The organism is Methylocystis parvus OBBP, assembly GCF_027571405.1.
Lineage (GTDB): Bacteria > Pseudomonadota > Alphaproteobacteria > Rhizobiales > Beijerinckiaceae > Methylocystis > Methylocystis parva.
The window spans coordinates 3921188-3933853 of record NZ_CP092968.1 but is presented as its reverse complement, the minus strand read 5'-3'; the positions used below and the strand labels follow the sequence as shown (position 1 = coordinate 3933853).

Genomic DNA, 12666 nt, shown 5'->3' with positions numbered 1-12666 from the left:
TCACCTCCGTTGCGCGGCGATCGCTTTCTCAGCCTGTTCGATCGCCGCGACCGTGCCGACATGGAGCCACAATCCGTTGGAGACGACGCCAAAAAGTCGACCTTTCTCGGCGGCGGAGAAAAGGAAAGGCGCGAGCTTGAACACGTCCTTCGCCTCTCCCGCGAAAAGCTGCGGCTTGATCAGGCCGACCCCGGAATAGACATAAGGCTTCGCGCCCTCGCGGCGGATGATGCGGCCTTCGGGAGAAAGGTCGAAATCGCCCTCCCAATCGACGCCCACGCTGCCTTGCGTCGGCGACAGCAACAGCGCCGCATCCATCTCGTTTGCGTCCCACGCCCGCGCCAGCGCGAGGAGATTGGATCGGGCGGCGCCGAACCAGAAGGCGTCGGTGTTGCAGATGAAGAAGGGATCGTCGCCAATGAGCGGCAGGACTTTCTTGATGCCTCCGCCCTGATCGAGAAGCAGATCGCGCTCATCGGAGAGGACGATGCGGGGCTCCATGCGCGACGCCAGATGCGCCTCGATCTGATCGGCGAGGTGATGCACATTGACGATCGCCGTCTCGACGCCGGCGCGCGCAAAATCGTCGAGCGCATAATCGATGAGCGCGCGGCCCGCGACCGAAACGAGCGGCTTCGGCGTCGCATCCGTTAAAGGCCGCATGCGCGTGCCGAGACCCGCCGCGAAGACCATGGCTGTCTTCGGCATGGACGCGGCGCCGTCAGGGCGCGTTGAAGAGGCCGGGGAGATTGGATTCATACCACGCTTTTATCTCAGCCAGCGCGGGATGTCGCAAGCTCTTCTTCAGATAGGCTTCGACGCGGGGCATATGCGCCAGATATTGCGGCTTGCCGTCACGCTGGTCGAGACGCGCGAAGATGCCAAGCACCTTCGTCGCGCGCTGCGCCGCCAGCGTCATATAGGCCTTGGCGAAGGCCGCCATGTCGAAGGATTCGTCCGCATCCTTGCGCAGCTTGGCGTAATGGGCGAGCAGCTTCAGCTCCAGATCGTCCGGCACGGCGACGCGTGCGTCCTGGCCGAGCGACGCCATGTCATAGGCCGGGTGGCCGAGCACGCAGTCCTGAAAGTCGATGACGCCGATGCGCCTGACGCCCTGGCGGCTCTCGAGCCAGATCAGATTGGGCGAATGATAATCGCGCAAGGTCCATGTCGGCGGCGCGCTGGCGACCTCGAGCAGCGCCTGTCGCCATAAATTGGAAAAAACGGCGCGCGCGCCGGAGGCGACGGCGGCCTTCCGATGCGGCACATACCATTCGAGCAGCAGATCGACCTCGATCAGCAGCGCGTCCAGATCGTATGGCGGGATATGATAATTTCCGGCGCCGTCGATCGGCAGCGCTTCAGGCAGGCGCTGGGAGTGAAGATGCGCCAGCGCCGCCGCGGCTTCCAGATAGCGCTCGGAGATCGGACCGTTTTCATCGACGACGCCTTCGCGTCCCAGATCTTCGACGATCAGCAGCCCGGCGTCGAGATCCTGTCCGTAAATTTCGGGCGCCGAGAGCCCATGCGCCAGCAGGCCATGCGCGACGGCGACGAAAGGCTTCACATTCTCTGCAAGATGCGCAATGGCGCTGTAGGATTTGCCGTAGCGGATCGGCGGCCCGTCGGGGCGCGGCGGCGAGATCATGAGAATCGCGCGCTGGCCGTCGGGCTTGACGAGCGTTTCATAGGCGCGCGACGAGGCGTCGCCCAGGAGAAAGCTGCGCGTCGCGTCCGCCCAGCCCTCGCGACGCAACAATTCGCGCAGCGACTTGAAGGATTTGAGCCGGGCCGCGAAGGCGCCATAGCCGGAAATCGTCACGCGCCGGGCGTCGCGATTGTCGGCGTCGGCGAAGCTCAGCCGCACGTCCAGCCGGTCCGGCGGCAGGACCTCGGGCGCGCGCTCGGCCCATTCCGCGAGAACGATGGCGTCTTCCACCGCCTCTTCCCAGCCGAGGCCGGACAGCTCCGACGCCGATCCGATGCGGTAGAAATCCGCATGCACGATGCGCGCGGTCTCGCCCTCGTAGATCTGCATGAGCGTAAAGGTCGGGCTCGGCGCCTCTATGGCCGGGTCGTCGAGCAGCTTTCGGATCAGCGCGCGTGCGAAGGTCGTCTTGCCTGCGCCGAGATCGCCTGCAAGCGTCACGGTATCGCCGTTCTTGAGCAAAGCGGCGATGTCGGCCGCGAGCGCGGCGGTCGCCGTTTCGTCCGCAACTTCGACGCGCCAGACGGTCTTGCCCGCCATTTCGTCCGTCATTGCGCGCCTCCTTCTCTCGCGGCGGGCCGCATCTCCTCATGCGCCGCCCGCGCCGGGAAGACGCAGGTGACGGTCGTGCCCTCGCCCGGCGCGGAGTCGATGAAAACCTTGCCGCCATGCAGCTCCATGAAGGCCCGCACGATGGAGAGCCCGAGCCCGACGCCGCGATGGCGCGAACCGGCCGTATGCGACTCGAATCTCTCGAAGACGCGCTCCAGCACGTCCGGGGGAATGCCGCGCCCGCGATCGGTGACCTTAAAGACGACGTCGTCCTCGCGCCGCAAGGCGGCGAGCGTGACCGTCTGGCCCGGGCTCGAAAAGCCGATGGCGTTGGAGAGCAGATTGAACAAAATCTGCCGCACGCGCTTTGCGTCGCCCCGGAACGCGCCGACATTGTCCAGCGCGACGATCTGCACGTCTATCGAATTCTCGGCGAGACGGTCCTGCACGCCCTCGATCGCGGCGCGCATGGTCGCGAGCACGTCGACATCGGAGAATTCAAGCTCCAGCGCGTCCTCGTCGATGGTGGCGAGGTCGAGAATATCGTCGATGATCGCGAGAAGCGCCGCCGAGGACTTGCTGACATAGCCAAGATATTCGAACTGGCGCGGATTGAGCGGGCCCGTCGAATCTTCGCCCAGGAGATGCACGAATCCGTTGATGTTGTTGAGCGGCGAGCGAAGCTCGTAGCTGACGTGGTGGATGAAGTCGTTGCGCAGCTTCTCCGCCGCCATCAACGCCTTGTTGCGCTCGGAAAGCGCGCGTTCGGCGCTCACATCCGCCGTCACGTCGACGAAAGTCAGCAGCGCCGCGCCGTCGAGCAGGGACTGCGCCGTACAGTCGAGCACGACGCCGTCGCTGCGTTCGATGCGACGCGTGAAGCCTTCGCGCATATCGTTGAAGCTCGTGACGAAGCTTTGCAGCTTGCCCCAGGTCTCCTCGTCGTCATGCAGCGTCTTGCAATGGGCGACGATCGTTTCGAAACGCGGCTTTTCCGCAAGTTCCTCGGGTTCGAGACGCCACATGCGGGCGAAAGCCGGGTTGCAGAAATTGAGACGTCCGTCCGCCCCGAAAACCGCGACGCCTTCATGCAGCGTCTCCAGGGTTTCGCTCTGCGTTCGGTTCAGCGCGACGAAGCGCGTCGCGAGATCGACCGCCTCGGTCGTGTCGTCATAGAGATAGGTCACGCCGCCGCGCGGATCGGGATGCGCGACGACGTCGACGATGCGGCCATCCGGCAAATGCCAGGTGTGGCGCATCGGATCGTTCGATCGATAAGCCTCGAAGAGGCGTTCCTTCCACGCCTTGTAATCGGACTCCGCGGGCAGGCGGCCGTCGGCGCGTAGCCGGTCGAGAATTTCTCCGTCGGTCGGCTTCTGGTCGAGGAACGCGGCGCCGAGCTGCCAGAGCTTGGCGTAGGCGTCGTTGTGATAGGCGAGGCGGCGGCTGCGATCGAAAATGGCGACCGCGGTGGGCAATTGATCGAGCGTGCGCTTATGCGATTGCATCTGCTGCTCGAGATCGGCGCGAACGGTCTCCACTTCGTGCCGGTCGATGGCCATCGCCGCCGGCATGTCCGGCGACGCCGTTTGCGTGACGTCGAGCATATGGCGCGACCCCGCGACGATCGCGGGAACGCGCGCGCGCCACACGACGCCTTTCGCCAACGCCTGCGCCGCCTCGGAGCGCGCGGATTGATCGAGCAATTCGAGCCCGCGCGAGATGGCGTCCGCGGCGTCCTTCGCCTCGACCGCGGCCACATAGGCGCTGTTCACGTAAACGAGCCCGCCCTTTGCGTCGCGCGCCCAAACGGGCGCAAGCGAGGCGTCCAGCAGCGCGTGCAGGCCGGCGAGATGGCGCTCCGTTTCGGCGTGGCGCTCGCGCAGGCCGATCAGCTCAAGACGATCTCCGGAAACCTCGCGGATGCGCAACACGGCGCTGCCGCCGACAGCGCGACCTTCGGCGTCGAAATATCGGCCCGCGACGCCGGCGAGCGGAAGCCGAAAAGAGTCGCCGTTCTTGCGAAGCCGGTCGACAGCGGCCTCGAGCGCCTGAGCGTCGGCGGGAGCGAGCCATGTCCCGAAAGCAAGGATGCGGCGCGGCGCGGCGGCGGTCTCGAAAACGGGAAGACCGGAGACGCCGACGTCCGGCTCTCCATCCGGACCGCTCCAGGCGATGAAGGCCTGGGGCTCGCTCGAGAGGAAGGTCTTCGCGCGATCATGTCTCGCGCGCGCATCCTCGAGTTCGGAGACGAGTTCGGCCTCGCGGGCGCGCCAGCTCTTGCGCTCGCTGATATGAGTGAGGGCGACGACCGCCGAAAAAAGCGCAAGCCCGCCGCTGAAGGCGAAGCCGACGACGTCGGAGTCGATCGACAGATTGGCCGCGACGCCCGGAACCTGCGCCATAGCGGGCGCGGAAAACAGCGCGCCGCATATCGTCGTCGCGCCGCGCGCCAGTCCAATGGACGCCCGCCCCGCGCCGCGCGGCCAGTCAACGCCGGAATGCTTTCGGCCGCACCGCATCATGAGCGAGACGTTTCCTTTCGCGCGCAAACCAGCTTAGGCCACATGCAGACTGGGCTCCAGAGAGACGATGCGAGGTGCTCTTTACAAAACGCCACAGGGTTGCGCCGAGGGCGCATACCTGCCAGGACGCGCGTACGGACCGCCCCCAGGGCGGGGGCGGGAACAGATCGGCCCGGCGACGGAAGCCCGCCACGCTGCGCCGACGACGCTCAGTACGAATCACCTCAATCTAGAACGCGATCGGTTAAAACGGAATCGTGTTTCTGATCATGCGGCGCAAAAAACGGCCCCGCTTCCGCAGAAGGGGGCCGCGAGAAGGCGTCGACTTTGCGCCGAGGGCTCCGGCGCTGAAAACAGCGGCTCCGGGCGCGGGCCGGATTTCGGCCCGCAATTCCCGGTTGCAGCGCGACGAGAAACGTCATTTGGATCTGGATCGGCCCAATTGCGGGCGCTCGTAAAACGCGCGCCCGCATCGTCGGATCAATACCGGTAATGCTCCGGCTTGAACGGGCCGTTCTTCGGCAGGTTGAGATATTTCGCCTGCTCGTCGGTCATTTTCGTCAGCTTCACGCCGATCTTGGCGAGATGGAGCGCGGCGACCTTCTCATCGAGCTGCTTGGGCAGCGTGTAGACGCCCACCGGATACTGGCCCTGCTTGGTCCACAGCTCGATCTGCGCCAGCGTCTGGTTGGTGAAGGACGCGGACATCACGAAGGACGGATGGCCCGTCGCGCAGCCGAGATTCACGAGGCGGCCCTCGGCGAGCAGGATGATGCGCTTGCCGTCGGCGAACTCGATCTCGTCCACCTGCGGCTTCACATTGTGCCATTTGAGGTTCTTCAGGCCGGCGACCTGAATCTCCGAGTCGAAATGGCCGATATTGCAGACGATGGCGCGGTCCTTCATCGCGCGCATGTGGTCGACGGTGATGACGTCGACATTGCCCGTCGCGGTGCAGAAGATGTCGCCGCGCGACGCGGCGTCTTCCATCGTCGTCACCTCATAGCCTTCCATCGCGGCCTGCAGGGCGCAGATCGGGTCGATTTCGGTGACCAGCACGCGGCAGCCGGCGTTGCGCAGCGAAGCGGCCGAGCCCTTGCCCACGTCGCCATAGCCGGCGATGACGGCGACCTTGCCGGCCATCATCACGTCGGTGGCGCGGCGAACGCCGTCGACGAGCGACTCGCGGCAGCCATACAGATTGTCGAACTTTGATTTCGTCACGGAGTCGTTGACGTTGATCGCCGGCCAGAGGAGCTTGCCCTCCTTGTGCATCACATAAAGGCGATGCACGCCTGTGGTCGTTTCTTCGGTGACGCCCTTGATGGCGACGGCGTTGCGGCCGTACCAACCCGGATTGGCCTTGAGGCGCTTCTTGATGGCGGCGAAAAGGACTTCCTCTTCTTCATTGGTCGCCTTGTCGAGGAAAGCCGTGTCGCCGCCCTCGGCGCGCAGGCCGAGATGGATGAGAAGCGTGGCGTCGCCGCCATCGTCCAGGATCATGTTCGGACAGCCGCCGTCGCCCCATTCGAAGATCTTGTGGGTATAGTCCCAATAATCCTCGAGGCTCTCGCCCTTGATCGCGAAAACCGGCGTGCCGGTGGCGGCGATGGCCGCGGCGGCGTGGTCCTGCGTCGAATAGATGTTGCAGGAGGCCCAGCGAATGTCGGCGCCGAGCGCTTTCAGCGTCTCGATCAGGACCGCCGTCTGGATGGTCATATGCAGCGAGCCGGCGATGCGGGCGCCCTTGAGCGGCTGCGACGCGCCATATTCGGCGCGGGTCGCCATCAGGCCCGGCATTTCGGTCTCGGCGATGTTGAGTTCCTTGCGGCCCCAATCGGCCAGCGAAATATCGGCGATGGCGTAATCGTTGAAGTGAGCGGTCATGCGAATCCTCTGCTCGGGAAGGACGGCCGGCGCCCCGGCGCTGGAGAGCCTATAGCAAAGCGACGGACAGAAGGCAATAAAGATATAAAGATTTGTTTATGTCATGTGTTTGAAACTGGCTCGCCGAGTTCGTCGCATTCCCGCCACTCCCAAAATTCGCTTAGCCTATGGCGGCGCCTGGCGTAACATAAGCGGCGCGATCGATGGCTCCGTTTGAGGCGTTTGATGTCCTTGGTATTAGAGAAAAATATTCATTTCTACGGATCAAAATACAGCACGCGCCCATCAGGCGATATCGAAGAACATCTCAATCTTCCTAAAAACCTGGAATTGCGGGGAAACATTTCTATTCGGAAATGTGACAAGATAGAGAATCTTCCGGAAGGCCTAAGCGTCAAAGGCAATATTCGACTCGATGAGTGCCTAAACCTGATAGGTCTCCCGGAAGGTCTTAAAGTGGGCGGAGATCTAAAAATCTCCAATTGCGCAAAATTGGTCAGGCTACCAAAACATCTTGAAGTTGGAGGCAATCTCGAGCTGAGCGGGTGCTCCATACTGCCTTACTTACCGGAAGGCGTCAGAATTGGCGGGAACTTGGAACTCAAGGAACGCCTGGACTTAATCCATCTGCCGAGCGGCATGGCGGTTGATGGAAACCTCGTCCTCTGGAAGTGCGCCAACTTTACTAGCTTGCCGGATAACTTGATTGTCGGAGGCAATCTGCGCCTCGCCGGATGTAAAAATCTGAGATATCTGCCTGCAGGTCTAAAGGTAGGCAGCCTTAGAATTGACGACTGCGAAAACTTGCTTAGCCTTCCGGATGATTTAAAGGTTCGTGGAAGCATTTATCTTGACAGGTGCACGAGCTTAACCTGCTTTCCAGACAGGTTAAGCACAATAGCTGGCAGCCTCTACGTGACCGGATGCAGCAGTCTCAACAAGCTTCCAACAAACTTGAAAATCGGTGAAAACTTACACCTCAACAATAACCATCAATTGATCCGGCTTCCTCGCGGTCTCGAAGTTAGTGGAGACTTTACAATAGGACAGAGAGGTTTTCTTTTCGAATCCGAAGACAACCGTAGCGCCAACGAAACCGCGCATGTCCTCCACCTCCCCGAGAATCTCAAGGTTGGAGGAAAACTGGAACTCGTCGGGTTTAGCTGCTTGACCAGTCTACCAGACGGCCTTGAGGCGGAAGCCTTGAACCTTAGTGGATGTAACGGCTTGATCAGTCTACCAGAAGGCCTCGTTTTGCGCGAGTTGAATATCAAAGGGTGTAAGAATCTATCCAGACTGCCAAGTGACCTCAAGGTTGCACGGGAACTGATTGCCGAGGGCTGTTCAGGACTTACCGAACTGCCAAACAATTTGGGCGTTTCCTGGCGGCTTTTCCTCCGCGGCTGCACAAGCTTGAGCGTTCTTCCAGAAGGCATCGACGTCCAAAATCTTGATATTAGCGATTGCGTAGAAATAACAGAATTGCCGCAAGACTTAAAGGTAAGGTCAAGTTTAAAGGCCGGCGGCTGCGTGAGCCTGGGATATCTGCCGAGAAATATTGGAACGACTTTCTCTATCGATTTAACTGGATGCATTAGTCTGAAGCAATTACCAGAAGGCCTGGTTATGTTAAACGCCATGAATCTAACCGGGTGCTCTAGCCTTGAGAGGATACCGGAAAAAATCGGGTTAATAAATTACCAGGAATCCAACACGACTGACCTAGATCGATGGCGCTCATATGAAGATATGGAAGATGAACACCGTAAATTAATTAGCAGAGTTTTCAGCCTCCGGGACTGCATAAATTTGCGTTACCTCCGCAATAATATGATAGTAGATGGCTGCCTTGATTTAAGTGGCTGTATTAATCTTGCAGCAATTCCCGATTCTCTGCAAGTTGCAGGCTGGCTTTCCTTAGCTGGCTGCAAACTGCTGAGAAATATTCCTGATGACCTTAGTGTCGGAGGATCGTTGTATTTGTCTGACTGCGTCAATTTGCATAAGCTGCCGGAAAAATATATTGTGGACGGCGATCTTAGACTCAGTGGGTGCAGTAGTCTAGTTAAGCTTCCTCAAGAGCTCAAGGTGTACGGCGACCTGGATTTGAGCGGATGCACAAATTTGACTGCGCTTCCCGAGAAACTGGAAGTGCGCGGAGATCTGGACCTAAGCGGATGCTCAAATATTTCAAAAATTCCGAAAACCACGACAATTTTTGGAAAATTAATTCTTAAGGGGGTTGTGGATAATTTCGAATACGGCGACTTGATGAATATGGGACTCGATGTAGAAGACAATTATTAATAATATAGAACACCGCAAGCCGCTGTGCAGAACTTGATTGACAGGGCGCCCGACCTTTTCGTCACGCCGCCGTCCGCTTCCGCGCCGCCAGCGGGTGCTTGGACTTCGCATCGTGATTGTCCAGCCCGAACAGCTCGGCGCTGCCCCCCGCCCGCTCATAGTCCTCGCAATAATGGTGCAGGAATTCCATCACCGTATGGTCGATGGTGGCGGTCTCGGAGAGATCGAAGATCACCGTCTTGCCCTTGGGGATGAGGGCCAGGTCTTTCTTCAGGCCGAGCACATTGGCGAAGAAGGCCGCGCCGCCCATGCGGATATGATAAACGCCCTCCTCCGCTTCTTCGATCTCGAGGCGCAGGCGCAGCACCTCGCTCCAGGGCACGCTGCGATAGAGGTGGAAGGCGAGTTCGGCGAAGACGCCGATGGCGACGCCGATCAGCAGGTCCGTCGCCAGCACGCCGACAATGGTGATGCAGAAGACGCCGAGCTGATCCCAGCCGATGGCGAGCGTCTTCTTGAAGACGCTCGGAGACGCCAGCCTGAAGCCCGTGAAGACCAGCAACGCCGCAAGCGACGCGAGCGGGATTTCATGGATGAGCTTGGGAAACAGGGCCACGAATATCAGCACGAAGAGGCCGTGGAAGAAGTTCGACCAGCCCGTGCGCGCGCCATTATTGCAGTTGGCCGAGCTGCGGACGATCTCCGCGATCATCGGCAGACCGCCGATGAACCCGCAAACGATATTGCCGACGCCAACCGCCGCGAGGTCGCGATTGAGGTCCGAGGTGCGCCGATAGGGATCGAGCTTGTCGACGGCCGCGGCGCTGAGGAGCGTCTCGAGACTGCCGACGAGGCAGATGGCGACGACCTGCTGCCAGAAGACCATGGTGAAGACGGGCTTGAAATCCGGGAAGGCGAAGCCAGCAAGGAAATTATCGGGGATGGCGACCAGGAATTTCGGACCGATCGTATATTCGTGATGCGGCAGGAACTGCATGTCCGGCAGGAACAGGAAGATGTGCTCGTCGTCGAGATCGAAATACTGGCCGAGCGCCATGCCGACCAGCACGACGATAAGCGGCGCCGGCGCCATCTTGAGATAGCGGTTATCCACCATCGTCCAGCCGACGAGGATGGCGAGGCCGACAAAGCCGATTGTCGCAACCTCGGGATTCATCTCCTTCAGGCTCGCGGGGATCGCGCCGATCGTTTGAAAAAGCGTGTCAGCGTCCGGCTTCACGCCCAGCATGACGTGAAACTGCTTGGCCATGATGATGATGCCGATGGCGGCGAGCATGCCGTGGACGGCGGAGGACGGGAAGAAGGCGGAAAGCTTGCCGGCGCGCATCACGCCCATCAGCGTCTGGAGAACGCTGGCGCAGACGATGGCCGCCAGCGTGTAGCGATAGCCCGCCATCGCGTCGCCCTCGCCGAGCTCCTGCACGGAGGCGAGCGCCACGACGATGAGCCCCGCCGCCGGTCCATTGACTGTGACGAAGGAGCCGTTGAAACGCGAGACGAAGACGCCGCCGACGATCGCCGTGATCAGGCCCGCCTGGGGCGGAAAGCCCGAGGCCATGGCGATGCCGAGACAAAGCGGCAGCGCGATGAGGAAGACGAGGAAGCCGGCGAGGGCGTCCGCGCGCCAGTTCTGTTTCAACCCGGCGAGGCCGGTCAGGGGCAAGTCGGCTTTGGTCGGCGCAATGGTCATTTCAGATGAACGATCCTTCCATGTTGGCGCGAAGCTTCTGGCGCCCGGACTGCGCCGGAGGCGCGAAAAGCGTGGACCCCGGCCCCTATCGTCGTTCTACTGTCATAATCGGCCTCGGTCGCCGCTTTGGGTCTGTACTACAGGCATGTTTCTCAATTTTTGCTCAGATGAGGCGCCGCTGGGTCGCAAGTCCCGCCGAGCGGGGCGGCGCGGCTACCCTTTCGTTGCGCCCTGCTCTATAGCAAGGCGATCGCCACCCCCGCCGGCAGGCAAATTCCAATGTTCGACGCGCTCAAATCCTTCATTTCCGAACTGACCGGCGAAACGGAGCGGCCGAGCCCCTTCGAGGCGGTCGACTATCAGCTCGCGGCGGCCGCGCTGCTCGTTCATATCGCCTCGATCGACGGCGAATTCGACGAGGACGAGAAGGCGCGCATCCAGCATCTCGTGGAGATCCGTTTCGGCCTGCCGCCGGACGAAGCGCGCGCGCTGATCCAGAACGCTTTTGAAAGCGAACGGGAATCCGTCGACCTCTACCGCTTCACCAGCGTGCTCAAGCGCCGCCTCGACGAGGACGGCCGCAAGCAGGTGATCGGCATGCTCTGGGACATGGCCCATGCCGACGGGTCGGTGCATGAATTCGAGGAGAATGTCGTCTGGCGCGTCGCGGAGCTGCTCGGCGTCTCGACCCGCGAACGCGTGGAGCTGCGCCGCGAGGCGCGCGAGGCGATGGAAAATCCCCCGCCGATGGATGGCGGCCCCTGGGAACGCCCCAAGGAGTGATGTTTCATGACCGATGTTTCACAAGCCCGCCCGGCGGCGGTCGTCACCGGCGCGTCGGAGGGAATCGGCGCGGAGCTGGCGCGCATCTTCGCCGAAAAGGGCCATGAGGTCGCGATCGTCGCCCGGCGCGGCGATCGGCTCTCGGCGCTGGCGGAAGAGATCGCGTCCAAGCGCGGCAAGCGCCCGACCGTGATCGAGCTCGATCTCCTCGGCGACGGAGCCGTGGAGACTCTCGCCGACCGCCTCGCCGAGGCGGGGCTCGCCACTCAATATCTGGTCAACAATGCCGGCTTCGGCCTCATCGGCCCCGCGGCCAAACTCGATCAGGCCGAACAGCTCGCGATGATCGACCTGAATGTCCGCACGCTCACCGCGCTGACCCTGCGCTTCATCCCCGAACTGTCCCGCCACAAGGGCGGCGTCATGAACGTCGCCTCGATCGCCTCCTTCATGCCGGGGCCGGGCTTCGCCGTCTATTACGCGACCAAGGCCTTCGTGCGCTCTTTCAGCGAGGCGATGTCCTATGAACTGAAGCCCGCGGGGGTGAAGGTTTCCTGCCTCTGTCCGGGCCCGGTCCTTACAGGTTTCCAGGCGCGCGCGGGCATGAGCTTCGAAGGGCTGATGGGCGCAATGAAGCCGGCGCTCGTGCCGGCGGAGGACGTCGCGCGTCAGGGCTATGACGGACTGATGGCCGGCAAGCGCGTCGTGGTGCCTGGAACGATGAACAAGGTCATGGTGTGGAGCGCGCGACTCTCGCCGCGCGCCATCCTGCTGCCGCTGCTCGGAACGGCGCAGATGAAGCGCGCTTAACGAAAAACGAAGAGCCCCTCGCGCTGGGGAGCCCGCGGGGCGGGCGTCTCGACGCGCGAGGGGCTCTTCGTTTTAATAGCGACGAGGAAGCTTGGCTTATTCCTCGGCCGACTTGACCTTGAGCACCTGACGGCCGCGATACATGCCGGTCTTCAGGTCGATGTGGTGCGGACGGCGCAGCTCGCCCGAATCCTTGTCCTCGACATAGGTCGGCGCCTTCAGGGCGTCGGCGGAACGGCGGAAGCCCCGCTTCATCGGGGAGGTTTTGCGCTTCGGAACGGCCATTTTCTTGTCTCTCTAAACAGCGAATGCCGCGCGGGTTCGCCGCGCGGCGGAAACTGGTGCGGGGCGTATACGCGAAAACGCGCGCGATGGCTACCCCG

General features: G+C 61.7%; 9 protein-coding genes. 3 read left to right on the top strand and 6 right to left on the bottom strand.

What is annotated here, in order from left to right:
* The 4 genes from MMG94_RS19050 to ahcY form a co-directional block, all read right to left on the bottom strand.
* Positions 1-693: a nucleotidyltransferase family protein gene (locus tag MMG94_RS19050; protein WP_016921778.1), complete on the bottom strand. Its 693-nt coding sequence runs from the start codon at positions 691-693 to the stop codon at positions 1-3.
* Between the two features lie 28 nt (positions 694-721).
* On the bottom strand, positions 722-2260 hold the full coding sequence (locus MMG94_RS19045; protein WP_016921777.1) for a bifunctional tRNA (adenosine(37)-N6)-threonylcarbamoyltransferase complex ATPase subunit type 1 TsaE/phosphotransferase: 1539 nt from the start codon (positions 2258-2260) through the stop codon (positions 722-724).
* Positions 2257-4785, bottom strand: a complete 2529-nt coding sequence (locus tag MMG94_RS19040) for a sensor histidine kinase (protein ID WP_016921776.1) — start codon at positions 4783-4785, stop codon at positions 2257-2259. The genes MMG94_RS19045 and MMG94_RS19040 overlap by 4 nt, the downstream gene beginning before the upstream one ends.
* Before the next feature lie 480 nt (positions 4786-5265).
* Positions 5266-6672 (bottom strand): adenosylhomocysteinase, encoded by a 1407-nt coding sequence (gene ahcY, locus MMG94_RS19035; protein WP_016921775.1) that lies wholly within the window; start codon positions 6670-6672, stop codon positions 5266-5268.
* Positions 6673-6897: 225 nt separating this feature from the next.
* Between ahcY and MMG94_RS19030 the strand changes: the two genes are divergently transcribed.
* Positions 6898-8979, top strand: coding sequence for a disease resistance family protein (locus MMG94_RS19030; protein ID WP_154419597.1), 2082 nt, complete (start codon positions 6898-6900; stop codon positions 8977-8979).
* A 61-nt stretch (positions 8980-9040) separates the two neighbouring features.
* Here the strand turns inward: MMG94_RS19030 and MMG94_RS19025 are convergent, their stop codons facing one another.
* Positions 9041-10690, bottom strand: coding sequence for a SulP family inorganic anion transporter (locus MMG94_RS19025; RefSeq protein WP_016921774.1), 1650 nt, complete (start codon positions 10688-10690; stop codon positions 9041-9043).
* Between the two features lie 279 nt (positions 10691-10969).
* On the opposite strand from MMG94_RS19025, the gene MMG94_RS19020 reads away from it, so the two are divergent.
* Both MMG94_RS19020 and MMG94_RS19015 read left to right on the top strand, forming a co-directional pair.
* Positions 10970-11473 carry a tellurite resistance TerB family protein gene (locus MMG94_RS19020; protein WP_016921773.1) on the top strand — a complete coding sequence of 168 codons (504 nt, stop codon included), beginning with the start codon at positions 10970-10972 and terminating at the stop codon, positions 11471-11473.
* 6 nt (positions 11474-11479) lie between these two features.
* Complete coding sequence (locus MMG94_RS19015; RefSeq protein WP_154419599.1) at positions 11480-12283, top strand: SDR family NAD(P)-dependent oxidoreductase; 804 nt, start codon at positions 11480-11482, stop codon at positions 12281-12283.
* Between the two features lie 96 nt (positions 12284-12379).
* Here the strand turns inward: MMG94_RS19015 and rpmF are convergent, their stop codons facing one another.
* Positions 12380-12568, bottom strand: coding sequence for a 50S ribosomal protein L32 (rpmF, locus tag MMG94_RS19010; protein ID WP_016919986.1), 189 nt, complete (start codon positions 12566-12568; stop codon positions 12380-12382).
* Between the last annotated feature and the right edge of the window lie 98 nt (positions 12569-12666).

Bases quoted from the DNA above. Each gene is read 5' to 3' on its own strand.
- MMG94_RS19050 (WP_016921778.1), bottom strand. From the start codon at position 693: ATGGTCTTCGCGGCGGGTCTCGGCACGCGCATGCGGCCTTTAACGGAT.
- MMG94_RS19045 (WP_016921777.1), bottom strand. From the start codon at position 2,260: ATGACGGACGAAATGGCGGGCAAGACCGTCTGGCGCGTCGAAGTTGCG.
- MMG94_RS19040 (WP_016921776.1), bottom strand. From the start codon at position 4,785: ATGATGCGGTGCGGCCGAAAGCATTCCGGCGTTGACTGGCCGCGCGGC.
- ahcY (WP_016921775.1), bottom strand. From the start codon at position 6,672: ATGACCGCTCACTTCAACGATTACGCCATCGCCGATATTTCGCTGGCC.
- MMG94_RS19030 (WP_154419597.1), top strand. From the start codon at position 6,898: ATGTCCTTGGTATTAGAGAAAAATATTCATTTCTACGGATCAAAATAC.
- MMG94_RS19025 (WP_016921774.1), bottom strand. From the start codon at position 10,690: ATGACCATTGCGCCGACCAAAGCCGACTTGCCCCTGACCGGCCTCGCC.
- MMG94_RS19020 (WP_016921773.1), top strand. From the start codon at position 10,970: ATGTTCGACGCGCTCAAATCCTTCATTTCCGAACTGACCGGCGAAACG.
- MMG94_RS19015 (WP_154419599.1), top strand. From the start codon at position 11,480: ATGACCGATGTTTCACAAGCCCGCCCGGCGGCGGTCGTCACCGGCGCG.
- rpmF (WP_016919986.1), bottom strand. From the start codon at position 12,568: ATGGCCGTTCCGAAGCGCAAAACCTCCCCGATGAAGCGGGGCTTCCGC.